The organism is Mesorhizobium sp. B2-8-3 (genome assembly GCF_006440815.1).
GTDB lineage: Bacteria > Pseudomonadota > Alphaproteobacteria > Rhizobiales > Rhizobiaceae > Mesorhizobium.
The window spans coordinates 226,618-244,005 of sequence record NZ_VFTW01000001.1; the positions used below are offsets into that span (position 1 = coordinate 226,618).

Here is a 17,388-nt window from a genome sequence, read left to right on the forward strand (position 1 = left end):
GGCTCAGGCCTTTTCCGCGTGGATATAGTCGACCGCCTGGCGCAGCGCCTTCGGATCCTTCGAACGCATCTGATAGGCGTAATTGCCCATGGCGCGGCTGAAGACCTCTTCGATGGCCTGGTGATGGACGATCTTGTCGCCGTGGGCGGCTAGCACGTCCGCATGGCTGTGCAAATAGTCGATATGGCGTTTGCGGCTGGCATAGGCGGTGAAATACTTGCCCTTGTAAGGGCCGCCGGCGGCATCCTTGACCACCATGTCGGCCCAGGCGGCATAGACGTCGATGTCGAACGTGTAGTTGATGGCGTCCGTCATCCAGGCGCCGGGCGGGCGCATGTTGACCTCGAGCGCGATGATGCGCTTATCCCTGGTTTCGAACAGCTCGATATGGAAGAAGCGCTCGCGCACGTCGAACGCCTTCAGAATCTTGCGCCCCGCCTCCTCGACCTCCGGGCTGATTTCGGGGAAGCAGGTGTAGCTCATGTGGCGGTCCTTGTTGACCGCATCCATGATGCTTTGGTCGTAACGGTGACTGGCCGCCAGCACCACCTCGCCGTCGCGGTTGACCAGCCCGTCGAAGGTCACCACCAACCCTTCGATGAACTGCTCCATGACGAAAGTGACGCCCTCCGGCTTGTCCCTGAAGAACTGGTCGAGCTCCTTGGCGTTGGAGATCTTGAAGGTGTTGGAAGCGCCGGAGCCCGAATCCGGCTTGACCACCACCGGGTAGCCGACACGGCGGATGAAGGTCATGGCGCCGGCTCGGTCAGAGCATTTGCGCTGCGGAATGGTCTCGACGCCGCTCTTGCGGAAGAAGGCGCGCATGCGGCTCTTCCGCTTCAAATTCTTCACGAAATCGACCTTGGTGCCGAAGATGTTGAAGTCGGTTCGGATGTTGGCTTCGAGTTCGAGCCAATGCTCGTTGAGCGACTCGAAGCGGTCGATGCGGCCCCATTTGTGGATGAAATGCCCCATCGCCCGGAACACGGCATCGTAATTTTCCATGTCGGCGATGCGGTAATATTCCGAAAGCGCCGCCTTCAGCTTGCCGTTCAAGGTCTCGTAAGACGCATCGCCGATGCCGAGCACGGTGGCGCCGGCTTTTTTCAGCCGGTCGCAGAACTCGGCGCCGTTGGTCGGGAAATGCGGCGAGAAGAACACGAAATTCATGGGCGACCCCTCCCCGAAGCTTCGCTCGGTAGCGAAGCCTTCGAAGCCAAGTCTGGCGCATTTGCGAGGCGCGGGGAAGAGCACCCGCAGCGGCGGCGTTGTCAGTCAAGGCGCACTCGGCCATGCGTCCCGCTTGCCTCCGCCGAGCCGCTCCTGTAAGAGAGCCGCCATGACCACGCGCGTCCGCTCCGTCGCTTCTTCTCGCATCGGCTTTGCCGGCGAGACCGCGCGCGCGCTCGCTTCGACCCTGCTTCTTCTCGGCCTTATCGGCGATCGCCGGGTTCGCTGAAGGAGCGCCCGGCGGTCGGTACCCGCCGCCTCAGGCGCATGCTCCTTGGCAAGATCATAATCAAGCGAATGAAATTCTGGTAGAGGCGACGCTCGCCACCAATCCGCCCAAGGCGAACGCGAGCCGCCCGGAGAAGAGACGATGAACGCACGAGAAGAAATCCGCGCCGGCGAGGCTGACGCCGGGAAGCGCGCGGCCGGCCACATGCCGGATGCAGCACGCAAATACCAATCTTACCCGACGGTCGGCCTGACCGACCGCACCTGGCCGAACAAGGTGATCGACAAGGCGCCGATCTGGTGCTCGGTCGACCTGCGCGACGGCAACCAGGCGCTGATCGATCCGATGGGCCACGAACGTAAGGCGCGCATGTTCGCCATGCTGCTCGACATGGGTTTCAAGGAAATCGAGATCGGTTTCCCCTCGGCCTCGCAGACCGACTTCGACTTCGCCCGCTGGTGCATCGAGGAAGGCGGCGTGCCGCGCGATGTATCGCTCCAGGTGCTGGTACAGTGCCGGCCCGAGCTGATCACGCGCACCTTCGAGGCGCTCAAAGGCGCGCACCGCCCGATCGTGCATTTCTACAATTCGACCAGCGAGCTGCAGCGCCGCGTCGTCTTCGAGAAGGACGTCGCCGGCATCAAGCGCATCGCAACCGACGCCGCCAAGATGATCACCGACATGGCGGCCAGGGCCGGCGGCGGCTACCGCTTCGAATATTCGCCCGAAAGCTTCACCGGCACCGAGCTCGAGGTCGCGCTGGAGATCTGCAACGCCGTCACCGAGATCGTGAAGCCGACGGCCGACAACAAGCTCATCATCAACTTGCCCTCGACGGTCGAGATGTCGACGCCCAACGTCTATGCCGACCGCATCGAGTGGATGTGCCGCAATCTCGACAACCGCGAGAACCTGATTGTCTCGCTGCATCCGCATAATGACCGCGGCACCGGCATCGCCACCACCGAGCTCGGCCTGATGGCTGGCGCCGACCGCGTCGAAGGCACGCTGTTCGGCAATGGCGAGCGCACCGGCAATGTCGACATCGTCACGCTGGCGCTCAACATGTTCACCCAGGGCGTCGACCCGGAGCTCGACTGCTCCGACATCAACCGGATGAAGGATGTCTACGAGTATTCGAACCAGCTGAAGATCCCGGAGCGCCACCCTTATGTCGGCGAACTGGTCTACACGGCTTTCTCCGGCTCGCACCAGGATGCCATCAACAAGGGCATGAAGGCGCTGAAGAAGGCCAACACGCCGATCTGGGAAGTGCCCTATCTGCCGATCGATCCGGCCGATGTCGGCCGTACCTACGAGGCGATCATCCGCATCAATTCGCAGTCGGGCAAGGGCGGCATCGCCTATGTGCTGCAGGCGGACTACGGCCTCAATTTGCCGCGCAATCTGCAAATCGAGTTCAGCCAGGCGATCCAGGCGATCACCGATGCGGAAGGCAAGGAGGTGCCGGCCAAGCGTATCCATGAACGCTTCCTCGAAACCTATGTCGACCAGCCCGGCGCGCGCCTGAAGTTCCTCGACCATCGCACCTATCCCGACACCGAGGTGAAGGGCCGGCGCATGGTCGAAGCAGATATCCTCGACAACGGCAAGGAAGTCACCATCACCGGCTCGGGCACCGGCCCGATCGACGGCTTTGTCGATGCGCTTTCGCGCCATGTCGGCGTCGACATGTCGGTGCTCGACTATTCCGAGCATTCCTTGCAGCGCGGCTCCAACGCCTCGGCGATCTCCTACGTCGAGATGGAGTATCCGGGCGGCAAGCTGTTCGGCGCCGGCATCAACACCAACATCGTGGCCGCGTCGCTGGAGGCCGTTGTTTCGGCCGCCAACCGGATCATCGGCGGCTCGAGCAGATGATGCGAAACGATCACGCTCGGCGGCAGGCTTGACCGGGTAGATCTGTCCAAGCGTAGCGCATTCCAATTGCGCCACGCTTCAGACACAGACGCGAAAGCTGCCATTCGTTAACCTGCGGGGGAATTTCCGGTGGCTTACGCGAAAGCATAATAGAAGCATCCTTGTGCGCCGGCGCGAGCGCTATATTATCGCGCCCTAACCTGTGCCGACTTCGAAAGGTTCGACACTTGGAGCATGCCCCGCCTGCCGCCCCCGCAGTGCGCGAGACATTGGAGCGACTGCTAGCCAGCGAAACGTTCGGACGATCCGAGCGTGCCCGCAGGCTATTACGCTATCTGGTCGAACGCGAGCAGGCCGGCGAGGCGGACAGGCTGAAAGGCGTTTCCATCGCCATGGACGTCTTCGGCAAGGACGGCGATTTCGATGCCTCCACCGATGCCGTGGTCAGGGTCCAGGCCGGCCGCCTGCGCGAGCTCCTCGAGCAGTACTTCGCCAACGAAGGTGTCGCCGAGCCCGTGCGCATCGCGATTCCGCGTGGCGGCTATGTCCCTTCCTATGAGCTGAATGCAATCCGTTTGCCTGGCGACGCCAGGTCCGCCTCCGGCGCCATCGCACGATCAGGCGCATCTGCCAACGCTGCTCCGGCCGCGGCCGAATATCTCAATGGCCCGACGCTCGGCGAGCCTGTAGCGCCCATGGCGCCCGCGGCACCTGCCCAGTCGCTCACGCGGCAGCTGCGGTTCTTCTGGGCTGCCATGGTCCTGGTCATTGTCATGCTCGGCGTGCTCATCGCGCGTCAAAGCAGTGCCTTCCTCAACGGCGGCGACACGACCGCGACAGTCGAAACGGCGCGCCTGGCTGGCACCGCCGCCCAGCCGGCATTCGACTCGCTGCCGCTGATCTACATTGCGATGAAGGCGGATGGAGCGGAAGCAGCTCGCGTCGCGTCATCGCTGCGCGCCGGGCTTGCCGGTTTCGACACCATCGATTTCATCGGGCGTGACCCGGATTCGACGCGCGATCTGTCCGCCGATCCAATCAGTTTCGTTTTCGAAATTGTCCCCGGGCCTGCTGCCGGCGACGTCACGGTGGAATTGCAGAGCGTCGCGACCGGCCGGGTTCTCCTGTCGCGCAACCTGACATCGGCCGAGAGCGCCTCCGGTGCGGTTGAAAGCAACATCGCCAGCCTTCTCACCTCGACCGTTCCCGCGTCGGGCGCGATCTACAGCTACATTGACCAGAGCGACATCCGGACCAGCCAGATCGGATGCCTGGTGCTCGACGACCGCTATTATCTCGACATGAGCGCCGCGACCCACGAGGCTGCGTATCGCTGCCTGGAGAAGCTGGTCAGCGAAGGCACCAAATCGTCGCTTGTCTACGCGGAACTGGCCTCGCTTCATACGGAAGCTGTCACCAACCACTACGCGTATCCCGCCGGCGCTTCGCTGGAAAAGGCCATGTCGCTTGCCCACCGCGCCGTTCAGATGGGGCCGATGAGCCCGCATGCGCATCTCGCCTTCGGCTACCTCAACTCGCGTCTCGGCAACACCGACGAAGCGATCCGGTGGATGCGAAAAGCCTACGAACTCAACCCGTACGATCTCGGCATGGCCGCCGGCTATGGTTACGGTCTGATCTTCGCCGGCAAATATGATGAGGGAACGCCAATCCTGAGCCACGCGGTCGAGGCCTTCAGCGGCCATCCGACCTGGTGGGACTATGGCCTGTTCATCGGAGCCTTCATGCAGGGCGATATGAGAAAGGCGGCGGTCACCAGCGAGTCTTTACGCACGACCGCATCCAAGCCGCACTACCTGGCCGCGCGCCTGATCGGCGCCAGGATTTCAGGCCGCGACAAGCTGGCGGGCGAGCTTGCCAACAAGCTCACCGCCGAATTCCCGAAATTCGCCGCCGACCCGCGCGCGACATTCGTCGACCGCAAATACCCCGCCGATCTCACCGACCGGCTGGTGCAGTCCCTGCGGGCCGCCGGGATCGGCAACCCGAGCTAATCCACTCCGCGCCTGTGTTTGGGCCACACGATCGCCAGAGCGGAAGTATGATGCTGTGGTCCAGCAAGTATTAGGACATGCTTGCGTGTCGAACGCCTGACGGCGCCGCGGTCGCGAAAATTTTACTGGCCATGGGTCTGGATCGGGAGCAATTCAGCCACAATTTGAAATTGCTGCCTGTCTTCTTCACCGCTCCATTTTCATGCTTCCATTCCCTTATGCCGCCGTGGGCGGCGCTGGTCCGAAGACGATCGTCCTTCTGCACGGCTTCGGAGCCTGTAGTGAGATCTGGCGTGACGTCGCGACCTCGCTGGCGGCGGAGGCGAGAGTGCTGGCCTATGATCTGCCGGGCCATGGACAATCACTCGAATGCGAAGGCATGGGCGGCGCCAAGCCGGCCGCGCGGGCCATCCTGGCCGATCTTGCCGCGCGCCAGTTGGGCAAGGTCCACCTCGTCGGTCACTCCATGGGCGGCGCGATCGCGACACTGATGGCGCTTGCCGACCCCGACAGGGTTGCTTCGCTCACTCTGTTGGCGCCCGGCGGCTTCGGCCCGGAGGTCAACGCAGCCTTGCTGCGCCGCTATGCCGCTGCGGCCGGCAGGAAGCAGGTCCGCGCCAGCCTTGCGGCCATGTCGGGTCCGCGCAGCGGCCCGCCCGACCACGTGGTGGATGCGTTGTGCCGGATGCGCACTCGGCCGGGCCAGTTGCAGACCCTGATCGATATGGCGGCCGCGATGACAAGGGATGACCGGCAAGGAGTGATCCCCCGCGCGCAGCTGGATACGCTTGACATGCCGGTGATGGTTGTCTGGGGAGCGGAGGATCCGCTGCTGCCGGTCGAGCAGGCCGAGGCGCTGCCGTCGCATTTCCACCTGCACCATGTCCTTGACGCGGGTCATATGCTGGTTGAGGAAGCTCCAGACTTGATCGCCGAAATCGTGCGTCGCAACACGCGCCGACGCGGCAGACGATTGCTTCCACCGCTGGGCGCCGCGGCGAGCTGACCTCTCCCGAACCGACCTCGAAAATATCCGTAACCCGCTTCCGCCGGACCGCAGCAGTCGCACGGCTCGTCGTCGGCAGTGCATTTTGCCCGCGATTGTGTTAACTCGCTGTTAACCAACAACGAGGCAGCCGCCATGAAGGATGCAGGCGACAAAATCACCCCGATCGAGCCGTCGCGGAAGCTCGCCGATGCGGTACGCGACATCAAGAACGCCTTCGCCGACCGCGACGATGTGATTGTGGAGATGCGCGATGCGCACCGCATGCGCCTCGATCTTCTGGCAGCCGAGCTCGCCCCGGTCTTTGCCGATGTTCCGGCCGACATGGACAGCTTCGACTTCGCCGTCTCGTCCGGCCTGCAGCCGCGGCTATGGATCGACGCGGTGAGCCACGTCGCCATGGGACGCGACCGCCGCACCTATCGATTCCTCAAGGATACGCGCGTCGGCCGCGTGGTGCTGGCCGAATCGACCGAGCTGAAAGCCGTCGCCGATGCGGTGACGCGCTACGTGGCGGAACGTGTCGTCGAGCGGCAGCGCATGATGGAAGGGAGCATGGAGAGCGCCGTTCCGGGCCTGCATCGCCCCATGGTCAAGGAAGCGGAGCCGCCGATCCTATCCGAAACCCGCCGCGGCAATGGCTGGACGACGTTCTTCGCCGGCCTCGGCCTGATCGCCGCCGGCGCCCTTGTCGGCCTGGCGGTTTCGCTGGCGTTGTTCTGGGATCGCATCGTGCACATGAAGATCAGCTTCTGACGAGTTCACGGTCCTTCACGACCGGCACGTCGAGATCCATCGTTTGCAGATCCGAAGGCGGCAGCGCCGGCCCCGTCAGGCCGCGCCGGATCAGGCGGAGACGCCAGTCGCCTTTTTCGCCGTCGATTTCGAACAGATTGTACTGAGCGGCCGGATGCTTGCCGCCCGGTGCCTGGCCCGCGGCGGCAACCCCGACCACGGGCACCTTGGCGCCACGTGCGCCGATGGTGAACAGCGACGGCAGATGCGAATGGCCGTGCAGAACGAGTTCCGCGCCATGCCGGCGAATGACCTTGTGAAAGCGAGCGATGCCGAACAGCCGCTTATGCTGCGGTACGGCGCCGCGCACCGGCGGGTGGTGGATCATGATGGCGCGGAACAGCCCTTGTTTCGCCGCATCGTCGAGAATCTTGCCGAGCCGCTCGGCCTGCCCCTCCATGAAGAAGCCGTTGGCCATGAAGGGCGCGGTGGCGCGCGCCGTTGTGACGCCGATCAGCGCGACATTGGCGCGCACGCGCAGATACGGAAAGGAATTGCGGTCGACCGGGCTATTGACGCCGTCGCCTGTCATCCAGGGAGCCCACGCCCGGCAGACCTTGTCGAAGGCGCCCGGCACATAGGCGTCGTGATTGCCAGGGACCACAGAGACGTCATGCGGCGATCCGAGCGTCTCCAGCCAGTGCTTGGCCATCTCGATCTCGCCGTCGAGCGCCAGGTTGACGAGATCGCCGGTGACGGCGAGGTGATCGGGCGCGCCGGTCTTGATGTCGGCGACGATGGTGTCGATCACCGCGTCATGCATATGGCGGCGGCGATTGCGCTGCCAGTTGACATAGCCCAGCACGCGCTTGGACGCGAGGTCGCGATAGGTTACATCGGGCAGCGGTCCCAGATGAGCATCGGAAATATGCGCGAGCCTGAACATGGCCCCTTCTTAAGCGACGCCGGCAAGGCTTTCCACTCACCGTTTGCTGTTCGCCCAAGCAGGTTCCGCAAAAGTGTCCCACGGTTTTGCGGTCAGAACCTGCGAAAAACAAGGAAAGCCAAGCAGATGTTCGTGGGGCAACCCACGAACGTCTGCTTGGGGATCGTTGGATGAATCGCCGAACCGATTCGGAAGAGGCATTCCGCCAGACCGGCTGGCCGGGGTTGCGGGCAAGGCTGTTCCATTTTTACTTCCTGTTGCGCCGCCCGATGACGCTTGGCGTGCGCGGACTGGTCTATGACCGCGCCTCCAACTCCGTCTTCCTGATCCGCCACACCTATGTTCCCGGTTGGCAATTGCCGGGCGGCGGCGTCGAGGTCGGCGAAACTCTCGAGGAAGCGCTGGCGCGCGAACTGGCCGAGGAAGGCAATATCGCTCTGACCGCGCCGCCGGTGCTGAAATCGATGCATTTCAACCGCCGCCCCAGCAAGCGCGATCATGTCGGCCTTTATCTGATCGAGGCTTTCCGCCAGACGGCGCCGAAACTGCCCGACCATGAGATCGCCGAGGCGGCTTTCTTTCCGCTCGATCGTTTGCCGGAAAATACGACGCCGGCGACACTTCGACGGATCGCTGAAATTCTTGGAGCCGAATTACCATCCCTCTACTGGTGACTTGATCCCGGCGATTTTTCTTGCGTTTGAAATTCAAGACTCTATCATTTCTGAAACGCGGGGAAATATGATGCTCATAGACAACATGGAAACGGTGAATATTTGGCGCTACGTCGGAATTTACATTACTATTACAATCGTATTGTATCTCGCATGGATCGCCTTTGTGTATATGGTTCCATCCATGGAGTCAGCCACGGCAACACCCGTTAATCTAGCCATAGTATTCGCATCCACCTCTTTCTCTTACTGGGCATTCATAAAACGACACGGAAGGCTTTTTGAGCGAAACGAGTACTGGAAAATAGTCATATTTTCGACAGCCGCATCGCTGCTGTTTTCAATGGTTTGCCTGCTGTTTTCAATGGCGGTAGGCATCGCGCCGGCGAGCTTGGAACACGTCTCCGCCGGAGCCTGGGTAATGGTTCTGGCAATACTTGCGCTGTTTGGTTTTTGCATCAACGCCATCGGCTTCAACAAACGGTTCGGCAAAAGGTTTTTGAAGGCCAACCGCGGCAGACGGGCTCAACTCGATGCGGAGCCCTTTCAATAACCTGCTCGCGGTCGATGGATTTCAAGCCGCCTTCCTGAACCTGTTCCGGTCATGCGGCGCGGCATAATCAAGCTCAGGCCCTGCCGGAACGATTCCCGTCGGATTGATCGACCCGTGGCTGCCGTAGTAATGCGCCTTGATGTGATGCAGGTTGACCGTGCCCGCGACGCCGGGCACCTGATAGAGATCGCGCAGATAGTTCGACAGGTTCGGATAGTCGGCGATGCGGCGCAAATTGCATTTGAAGTGGCCGACATAGACCGGATCGAAACGAACCAGCGTCGTGAACAGCCGCCAATCGGCCTCGGTGATGCGTTCGCCGGCCAGATAGCGCTGGTTCGAAAGCCGCTCCTCGATCGTATCGAGCGCCGAGAACAATTCGCCGAACGCATCCTCATAGGCTTTCTGCGCGGTGGCGAAGCCGGCGCGATAGACGCCGTTGTTGATCGCCGGATAGACCAGCGCGTTGATCTTGTCGATCTCCGCCCGCAGCGCCGCCGGATAGAAGTCGAGACCGGCATCGCCCCATTCGTCGAAGGCGGAATTGAGCATGCGGATGATCTCGGAGGACTCGTTGTTGACGATGGTCTGCTGCCTTTTGTCCCACAGCACCGGCACCGTCACGCGGCCTGAATAGGCCGGATCGGCCTTGGCATAGATCTGGTGCAGAAAATCGAGACCGTAGAGCGTGTCGCCGGTGGCGCCGTCCTCGGCTTTGAAGGTCCAGCCGTTCTCGCCCATGAAATGATGCACCACGGAGACCGAAATGATGCCCTCGAGCTTCTTCAAGGCACGGAAGATCAGTGTGCGATGCGCCCATGGGCAGGCGAGCGAGACATACAGGTGATAGCGGCCGGGTTCCGCCTTGAAGCCGCGTGCGCGCCCTTCGGCCGGTCCGCCATCGCGCGTGATCCAGTCACGCCATTGCGACTCCGTCCGCACGAACCGCCCACCGCTGTCGGTGTTCGGCGCGCGATCCTGCCATTTGCCTTGGATCAGCAATCCCATGCGAAAAATCTCCCTTGCGGTTGGAGATTATCTAGGTTGATGACCGGGCCGGCGAAGCCCTCAGGCGCTGAACAGTTCGTCAAATGACGAACCGGTCGGAGACGGACAAGTTCGCCGCGCGAGGCAAAGAAAGCCGGAAAGCACCGATTGCAGCGGCGCAGAATTGGTGCTAGCGGAGGCGCCCATGTTCGACTTTGCCTCGATCCGGTTCGACCGACGACGAAAGGGCGCCCGCGCTTAAGTAGCGCTGACTGGCGAACGCTGCCGCTTGCAGCAAACCTTCCTCGCATACCGGAACGCAAAGACCATGAGCCTTGCCGACGTGAATTACCTGCCGGAAACCCCGGCGCATGACACTGAAATCGAAGCCATCAACGACGAGGCCTTCGGCCCGGGTCGTTTCGTGCTTGCCGCCTACAAGATCCGCGAGGCCGGCGGACATGACCGCTCGATGTCCTTCGTCGCCGTCAAGGACGGCACGGTCATCGCCTCCGTGCGCATGACGCGCGTGGCCGCTGGCGCCGGTCGCGCCATGATGCTCGGTCCGCTCGCGGTGCGCCCCGCCTACAAGAATCTCGGCATCGGCCGCAAGCTGGTGGCGATCGCGCTGGAGGCGGCCAGGAAAGCCGGCGCGCCGGCCGTGATCCTGGTCGGCGACGAGCCATATTATGGGCCGCTGGGCTTCAAGCGCTTTCCGCGCGGGCAGATCACCATGCCGCGCCCGGTCGATCTCGACCGCCTGCTGCATCACGAAATCAAGCCCGGAGCCGTCGCTCGCTTTGCCGGCGATGTCTGTCACGCCAATACGGCGAGGGTTGCCGAACTTGCGCCGGCCTTGGCGCGGTCGGCTGCCACGGCGCAGTCGTCGATCGATCCGGCTATGGCGGTTGCGCCTCCCTTGCGCGCCTCGTAGCATAAATCGAAATCCTGGGAGGCTTGCATGAACCCGAACGGCCAGATCGCGATCGTCACCGGCGGCGGATCGGGCCTTGGCGAGGCGACGGCGCGCGCGTTGGCGGCCAAGGGCGCCCGTGTCGCCATCCTCGACGTGGGCATCGAGCGCGCGGCGAAAGTCGCGGCCGACATCGGCGGCATTGCCGTCCAATGCGATGTCGGCAGCGGCGACGGCGCTGCCGCCGCGATCGCCGAAGTGGCTGAAAAGCTTGGGCCGCCGCGCATCCTGGTCAATTGCGCCGGCATCGCCATCGGCGTGAAGACGATCGGCAAGGACGGACCGCATCCGCTCGACCAGTACCGCAAGGTGATCGAGATCAACCTGATCGGCACCTTCAACATGATCCGCCTCGTCGCCGACCGGGCGGCGAAACTCGATCCGCTCGCCGGCGGCGAGCGCGGCGTCATCGTCAACACCGCCTCCGTCGCCGCCTATGACGGCCAGATCGGCCAGGCCGCCTACGCGGCTTCCAAGGGCGGCGTCGTCGGCATGACGCTGCCTGTGGCGCGCGATCTCGCCCGCTCCGGCATTCGCGTCTGCACCATCGCGCCCGGTATCTTCAAGACGCCGATGATGGCAGGCATGCCGCAGGAAGTGCAGGATTCGCTCGGCGCTTCCGTGCCCTTCCCGCCGCGGCTCGGCGAGCCGTCGGAATATGCATCGCTTGCCCTCCACATCGTCGAGAACCAGATGCTGAACGGCGAGACCATCCGCCTCGACGGCGCCATCCGCATGGCGCCGAAATAAGCGGGGATGAATGGCTCGCCGACAGGCGCCGGTGCTGCCGCCGGAAAGACCGGCCCGCTCGCTGGCCTCAAAGTGATCGAGATGGCCGGGCTCGGTCCGGTGCCGCTTGCCGCCCTGATGCTATCCGAGATGGGCGCCGAGGTGCTGCGCATCGAACGCGCCGACGCTGGCCAGCCGCTCCTGAGCCTACCGCAAGAATACGATCTCGACCGCCACGGCCGTTCCATCCTCAAGCTCGACCTCAAGCGCCCGGCGGGCGCGGAACTGGTGCTGCGCCTTGCGGCACAGGCCGACTTGCTCGTCGAAGGCTTCCGCCCCGGCGTGATGGAGCGGCTCGGGCTGGGACCGGATGTCGTTCTCCAGCGCAATCCGGCGCTGATCTATGGTCGCCTGACCGGCTTCGGCCAGGACGGGCCGCTGTCCGGGCGAGCCGGGCATGACATCACCTATCTCGCCTATGCGGGCCTCCTGCACGCGGTCGGCAGGCGGGACGCGCCGCCGGTGCCGCCGCTCAACCTCGTCGCGGATCAAGGCGGCGGCGCCATGATGCTGATCGCGGGCGTGCTCGCCGCTCTCTTCCAGCGCTCACGCAGCGGAAAGGGCCAGGTGGTCGATGCCTCGATGATCGAGGGAGCCTCGATGCTCGCCGCACCCATTCACGCCTATATGGCGGCGGGTCTGTGGAGCGACAGGCGCGGCGAGAACCTGCTCGATTCCGGGGCGCCTTTCTACGATACCTATGAGACGGCGGACGCAAGGCACGTTGCCGTCGGCTGTCTCGAACCGCGCTTTTTCGACGAATTCGCCAGGCTGCTGCCGCTCGACGGGCATTTTGTCGGCAGCCAGTACGACAAGTCGTCATGGCCCGCGATGCGCGCCGCCATTGCCGGCCGGATCAAGGCAAAGACGCGCGACGAATGGGCCGAGCTTTTCGCCGCGACGGACGCCTGCGTGGCGCCCGTCCTGTCCCTGGTCGAAGCCAGGAGCCATCCGCACAATCGCGCCAGGCAAAGCTTCGTGAAGTCCGGCGAACTCGATCGCCCGGCGCCGGCGCCGCGTTTCTCGCAAGGCGCACAAACGCTTGCCGCAGCTCCGGCCGTCGCCGATCGCGAGCCCTCAGGCATATTGACCCGTTTCGGCTTGAGCGAAGAGGAGATCGGAGCGCTTGCAAAGGCGGGTGTATTCGGTCGATAACCGGAGAGCGAAAATCAGCTTATCTCGGGTGCGCTTGTGACCGAACCGAAGAAGGACGTCATCCGCGAGACCGACGCAGAGGCGATCAGGCTGGCGAAAACCCTGATCCGTGCGGCGCGTTTCGGCGCGCTTGCGGCGATCGAGCCTGGCACCGGCGCGCCGCTGGCAAGCAGGGTTGGCGTCGCCACCGACATCGACGGCGCGCCGCTGATCCTGATCTCGATGCTGTCCGCGCATACCGGTGCGTTGCTCGCCGATCCGCGCTGTTCGCTGCTGCTTGGCGAACCCGGCAAGGGCGATCCGCTGGCGCATCCGCGCATCAGCCTGGCATGCCGGGCCCTGCGGCTGGAGCGGGGATCGACCGATCAGATCCGCGCCGAGCGGCGCTACCTCAACCGCAATCCGAAGGCGAGGCTCTATGCCGGGCTCGCCGACTTCTCGTTCTTCCGGCTCGAGCCCGAGCGCGCCAGCCTGAACGGCGGCTTCGGCAAGGCCTTTCTTCTCGACCGCGATGATCTCATCACCGGCGGCACGCTTGTCGAGGAGTTCGCCGGCAGCGAACAGGCGGCACTCGATCACATGAATGCCGACCATCGCGACGCGCTTGCCCTTTATGCCCGTCATTTCGGCCGCGCCGAAGGCGACGGCTGGATCGCCACCGGTTTCGATCCCGATGGCATGGATCTCGCCGCCGCCGATGCGACCTGCAGGATTTTCTTTCCCCGGTCTCTGCAAAGCGCGCGCGAATTGCGTTCGGCGCTTGTCGAGATGGCAAAGGCGGGACGCGCCGCGGAGCAAGAGCGATAGTTGATCGCGCTGCGGCGAAAGCAACGCTTGAGATTTGGACGAAATGATCTACCCTTGTAGTGACGCTGATTCAGCAGCGCCCATCGACATCTGACATCGCGGAATCAGGCACCATTGCCCCCTGGCGCCTGGATGAGCCAAGACCCTTGGGGGATCTATGATCTCAAATAAGCTAATCGCCAATGCGGAATCGGCGGCCGCCTTTCTCACCCTCATGGGCAACGAAAAGCGCTTGCTGATCGTGGCCCATCTGATCGACGATGAAATGTCGGTCGGCGCCATCGCCGAGAAGGTGCAACTCAGCCAATCCGCGCTGTCGCAGCATCTCGCCAAGCTGAGGGCGCTCGATCTCGTCGAAACCCGGCGCGACCGCCAGATGATTTACTATTCCTGCAAATCCGAGGCGGTGCGCGAATTGCTGCGCATGCTGGAAGGCATTTTCGGCGACGGCGACCTCTCCCAGATGGCCTATCGGCTGCGCCGCGCCGGGGCTTGACCCGCGCCATCCAAAGCCTCTTACCTCGCTGGCATTTTTTGCCGGCGAGATTTGCATGAACCTCATCCCCATCGACGATCCTCAGGACCCGCGCGTCGCTGCCTATCTCGATATCCGCGAGCGCGATCTCGCCGGCCGGCATGGCCGCTTCGTCGCCGAAGGCAAGGTGGTGCTGGACCTCCTGTTGTCGACCGGGCGCTTCGCCGCCGAATCGGCCCTGATCCTCGAAAACAGGCTGGCGGGCGTGCAGGAGATCTTGCGCAAGGCGCCTCCCGAGTTTCCGGTCTATGTCGCCGCGGGTGAGGTCATGGACCGGATCGCCGGTTTCCACATGCATCGCGGCATCCTGGCGATCGGCATGCGTGGCGATCCGGCGCCCGCCGAGATTCTGGTGGAGACCTTGCCCCGGCGCGCATTGGCCGTCGTCCTGGTCGGCATATCCAATCACGACAATATGGGGGCGATCTTCCGCAATGCGGCCGCCTTCGGCGCGGGCGCGGTGCTGCTCGACCGAACGTGCTGCGATCCGCTCTACCGCAAGGCAATCCGTGTTTCGGTCGGCGCGGCGCTGAAGGTTCCCTTCGCCACCTTCGGCGATACCGGAACCTTCACCGCGACGCTCGATCGGCTCGGCTTCAGCCAGTTCGCGCTCTCGCCACGCGGAAACGTCGACATCCGCGCCGTGGAACGCTCGGCGCGCCTGGCGCTCTATCTCGGCACCGAAGGCGAAGGCCTGCCCCGGGATCTGCTTGCCCGGCTGCAAACGGTGAGGATCGCAATGGCGGAAGGTTTCGACAGCCTGAACGTCGCCGCCGCGTCGGCAATAGCCCTGCATCGCTTTTCGAAAGCCGGCGACGCATAGGCTGAATAACGGCGGTCGTGTCGTTCAGTTGGCCGAGCCGGCCTTCTGCAAAGCCCTCACCCGGTCGGCCAGGCTGACGCCGCGCCCATTTTGCTGCCCCTCGCCCGCCAGGGCCTTGGCGATAGGCGAGTCCGGCCCGTCCAGCTTCATCGTCAGATTGACCACCTCGGCGGCCAGCTCGTTCATTTGTTCGCGAAGGCCGGCGCCGGAGCGCGCGTCGCCCGCCGCTTCGGGCATTGCCGTCCCGGAGGCTGCAAGATCGGTTTTCAGCCGCTTGTTCTCGCGCGCCAGCGCCGTCAGCCTTGCCTCCAGCCGTTCCCGGTCGCCCTCGAGCCTGGCGATCGCCTTGTCGACATTGTCGCCTTTCGTATCCGTGCCGGCAGCCAGCTGCGCGACGCCGTTCGCGGCGCTCTCCTTCGAACGTTCGCGCATTCGAGCGAGATCCTTCTCGCGCCGGTCGAGCTTTTCCTCGCGGTCGGCAAGCGTGGCAAGCAGCCGCTCGACCTTCTTGTCGAGCTCGGCCGTTTTCCTCTTCTCCGCCTTCAACGCTTCGCGCGCGGCCTTGCTTTCCAACGCGATCTCCTGATTGCGCCGGTCCGCCTCCTTGCGCTGGCCCTTGAGCAACGCAATGTCGCTGGCGAGCTTTTCCAGCTCCGATTCGCGGGCAACCAGTTCGATCTGGCGGTTCGAGGACGAGAAGCTGGCGTCGTCATACATCTGCTCGAGCTTCTGCAACTCCAGCGCGCGTTTTTCCAGCGCCCGCTCCGTCTGTACGTGCTTTTCCGACAGCCGGTGCAGATCCTCCTCGCGCTGCCTGAGCTCCGCATTCTTTGCCTGCAGATCGGAGAGCGCCTGGTTCTTGTCCTTCCTTTCGACCGCCAGTCCCTTCAAGGCCTCGCGCCCGCGACCGATCTCCACCAGTTGTTCGGCCGCCTTCTCCTGAAGGTTCTTGACGGTTATCTCCAGCCGGCGCGTCGTCATGGCATATTCCGCACGGACCCGGTCCTTGTCCGCCTGGATTTCGGCTGGCGTCAGCGGCAGCGAAGCCTCGAGGCGCCTGCGCGTCAGGACGACGGCCCGCCGCCAGACCGCCGGCGCGACCAGCGACACCAGAAAAACGGCGCAAAGGAAACCGAGTACGAAGAACAGAACCGACTGGACCAAGGCGTGCTATCCACTTTACGGAGCGGCAATCGCTGGATTATGCCACCTTGGCATGGCGGAAATTCAACGCCGCGGCAAGAGTTTGCCGCAGCGCGATCAGCACTGTCCGAGCGATTGCAGCGAGCGCAATCCGATCAGAACGGGTTCCAGGTCGGCCTTTCGGTGAGCTTCAGATAACCGAGATTGACCCCGAGACGGGCACCTACGCCGGTACGGATCGGCACAATCAGCACCCGGTTGCTCTGCAATACGTTGAAACCGACGCCCGCAATGACATAGGCGGAGCCGGCAACGCCGCCGAAGCGGTTATAGAGGCTGCTGATGTCGTCGAGGTTGTAGACCAGCATCATCACCCGCGATCCCTCGCCGCCGAAATCCCAGCCGAGCGACGGACCTTGCCAGAACACCTTATGGTCGCCGGCGTTCTTGGTGTAGAGCGTCCCCTCGCCATAGGTCAGGCCGCCGATCAGGGCGCCGGATCCTTCCTCGCCCAGCAGGTAGCCGTTGGGCAGGCCGTAGGAGGCAAAGATCTTCTCGACGACGGTGGCCAGGCCGCCGGACGTCTCGCCGAAGAATTTATGACCGGAATCGACGATCTCCTGAGCGGTGTACTGTTGGGCCCGTGACGCAGCGGTCGAAAGGACAAGAGCCCCCAGGAGCGTGATGGTCATGGCGAGGACACGGACGAACGTCCGGTCGTAGTATCGGGAAAACATGCTTCCAATCTCCGTCAGGGAGCACTTTCGCCGACGCCTCGCACCCCTGCGGCTCTTGCCGGCCGTTCGGGGTGGCTATCACGGGCAAACTATGCCGTAATCCTTTTTCAACCATTAAGCTCCCACACGAAGATGGCGGTTCGAAGGCTGCGCTTGCGCCCCGGCGGCGG

General features: G+C 63.6%; 17 protein-coding genes. 12 read left to right on the forward strand and 5 right to left on the reverse strand.

The features are described 5' to 3' along the window. Positions 1 to 3: 3 nt before the first annotated feature. The gene (locus FJ418_RS01170; protein ID WP_140863204.1) at positions 4 to 1,170 is read right to left on the reverse strand and encodes an ATP-grasp domain-containing protein; all 1,167 of its coding nucleotides are present in this window, start codon (positions 1,168 to 1,170) and stop codon (positions 4 to 6) included. Positions 1,171 to 1,600: 430 nt separating this feature from the next. Between FJ418_RS01170 and leuA the strand changes: the two genes are divergently transcribed. The 4 genes from leuA (at position 1,601) to FJ418_RS01195 (ending at position 7,117) form a co-directional block, all read left to right on the forward strand. Further along, on the forward strand, positions 1,601 to 3,340 hold the full coding sequence (gene leuA / locus FJ418_RS01180; RefSeq protein WP_140863206.1) for a 2-isopropylmalate synthase: 1,740 nt from the start codon (positions 1,601 to 1,603) through the stop codon (positions 3,338 to 3,340). Between the two features lie 227 nt (positions 3,341 to 3,567). After that, the gene (locus FJ418_RS01185; protein ID WP_140863209.1) at positions 3,568 to 5,355 is read left to right on the forward strand and encodes a hypothetical protein; all 1,788 of its coding nucleotides are present in this window, start codon (positions 3,568 to 3,570) and stop codon (positions 5,353 to 5,355) included. Positions 5,356 to 5,557: 202 nt separating this feature from the next. Continuing rightward, the gene (locus FJ418_RS01190; RefSeq protein ID WP_140863211.1) at positions 5,558 to 6,361 is read left to right on the forward strand and encodes an alpha/beta fold hydrolase; all 804 of its coding nucleotides are present in this window, start codon (positions 5,558 to 5,560) and stop codon (positions 6,359 to 6,361) included. A gap of 135 nt (positions 6,362 to 6,496) precedes the next feature. Continuing rightward, positions 6,497 to 7,117 (forward strand): hypothetical protein, encoded by a 621-nt coding sequence (locus tag FJ418_RS01195; RefSeq protein ID WP_140863213.1) that lies wholly within the window; start codon positions 6,497 to 6,499, stop codon positions 7,115 to 7,117. Here the strand turns inward: FJ418_RS01195 and FJ418_RS01200 are convergent. Further along, positions 7,107 to 8,042, reverse strand: coding sequence for a metallophosphoesterase (locus FJ418_RS01200; RefSeq protein ID WP_140863215.1), 936 nt, complete (start codon positions 8,040 to 8,042; stop codon positions 7,107 to 7,109). The genes FJ418_RS01195 and FJ418_RS01200 overlap by 11 nt on opposite strands. Positions 8,043 to 8,212: 170 nt before the next feature. Between FJ418_RS01200 and FJ418_RS01205 the strand changes: the two genes are divergently transcribed. After that, complete coding sequence (locus FJ418_RS01205; protein ID WP_140653249.1) at positions 8,213 to 8,716, forward strand: NUDIX domain-containing protein; 504 nt, start codon at positions 8,213 to 8,215, stop codon at positions 8,714 to 8,716. Next, complete coding sequence (locus tag FJ418_RS01210; RefSeq protein WP_140863217.1) at positions 8,685 to 9,269, forward strand: ABZJ_00895 family protein; 585 nt, start codon at positions 8,685 to 8,687, stop codon at positions 9,267 to 9,269. The genes FJ418_RS01205 and FJ418_RS01210 overlap by 32 nt, the downstream gene beginning before the upstream one ends. A gap of 21 nt (positions 9,270 to 9,290) precedes the next feature. Here FJ418_RS01210 and FJ418_RS01215 read toward each other — a convergent pair whose 3' ends face one another. Then, complete coding sequence (locus tag FJ418_RS01215; protein WP_140863219.1) at positions 9,291 to 10,277, reverse strand: glutathione S-transferase family protein; 987 nt, start codon at positions 10,275 to 10,277, stop codon at positions 9,291 to 9,293. A gap of 307 nt (positions 10,278 to 10,584) precedes the next feature. Here FJ418_RS01215 and FJ418_RS01220 point away from each other — a divergent pair, with 307 nt between their 5' ends. From FJ418_RS01220 to FJ418_RS01245, 6 genes are all read left to right on the forward strand, one after another. Then, positions 10,585 to 11,190, forward strand: a complete 606-nt coding sequence (locus FJ418_RS01220) for an N-acetyltransferase (protein ID WP_140863221.1) — start codon at positions 10,585 to 10,587, stop codon at positions 11,188 to 11,190. A 27-nt stretch (positions 11,191 to 11,217) separates the two neighbouring features. Beyond that, positions 11,218 to 11,979, forward strand: a complete 762-nt coding sequence (locus FJ418_RS01225; protein ID WP_140863222.1) for a 3-hydroxyacyl-CoA dehydrogenase — start codon at positions 11,218 to 11,220, stop codon at positions 11,977 to 11,979. 6 nt (positions 11,980 to 11,985) lie between these two features. Continuing rightward, positions 11,986 to 13,173, forward strand: a complete 1,188-nt coding sequence (locus tag FJ418_RS01230; protein ID WP_140863224.1) for a CaiB/BaiF CoA-transferase family protein — start codon at positions 11,986 to 11,988, stop codon at positions 13,171 to 13,173. A 36-nt stretch (positions 13,174 to 13,209) separates the two neighbouring features. Continuing rightward, positions 13,210 to 13,980: a HugZ family protein gene (locus FJ418_RS01235; protein WP_140863226.1), complete on the forward strand. Its 771-nt coding sequence runs from the start codon at positions 13,210 to 13,212 to the stop codon at positions 13,978 to 13,980. A gap of 157 nt (positions 13,981 to 14,137) precedes the next feature. Beyond that, entirely contained in the window at positions 14,138 to 14,476 is a 339-nt protein-coding gene (locus FJ418_RS01240) for a metalloregulator ArsR/SmtB family transcription factor (RefSeq protein WP_140645679.1), read from the forward strand. 55 nt (positions 14,477 to 14,531) lie between these two features. Beyond that, complete coding sequence (locus tag FJ418_RS01245) at positions 14,532 to 15,338, forward strand: RNA methyltransferase (RefSeq protein WP_140863228.1); 807 nt, start codon at positions 14,532 to 14,534, stop codon at positions 15,336 to 15,338. Between the two features lie 24 nt (positions 15,339 to 15,362). On the opposite strand, the gene FJ418_RS01250 is transcribed toward FJ418_RS01245, so the two are convergent. Together FJ418_RS01250 and FJ418_RS01255 are read right to left on the reverse strand one after the other, a co-directional pair. Further along, complete coding sequence (locus FJ418_RS01250) at positions 15,363 to 16,502, reverse strand: hypothetical protein (RefSeq protein ID WP_140863230.1); 1,140 nt, start codon at positions 16,500 to 16,502, stop codon at positions 15,363 to 15,365. Positions 16,503 to 16,636: 134 nt separating this feature from the next. After that, positions 16,637 to 17,173 carry an EipA family protein gene (locus tag FJ418_RS01255; protein WP_226892233.1) on the reverse strand — a complete coding sequence of 179 codons (537 nt, stop codon included), beginning with the start codon at positions 17,171 to 17,173 and terminating at the stop codon, positions 16,637 to 16,639. Positions 17,174 to 17,388 lie beyond the last annotated feature (215 nt).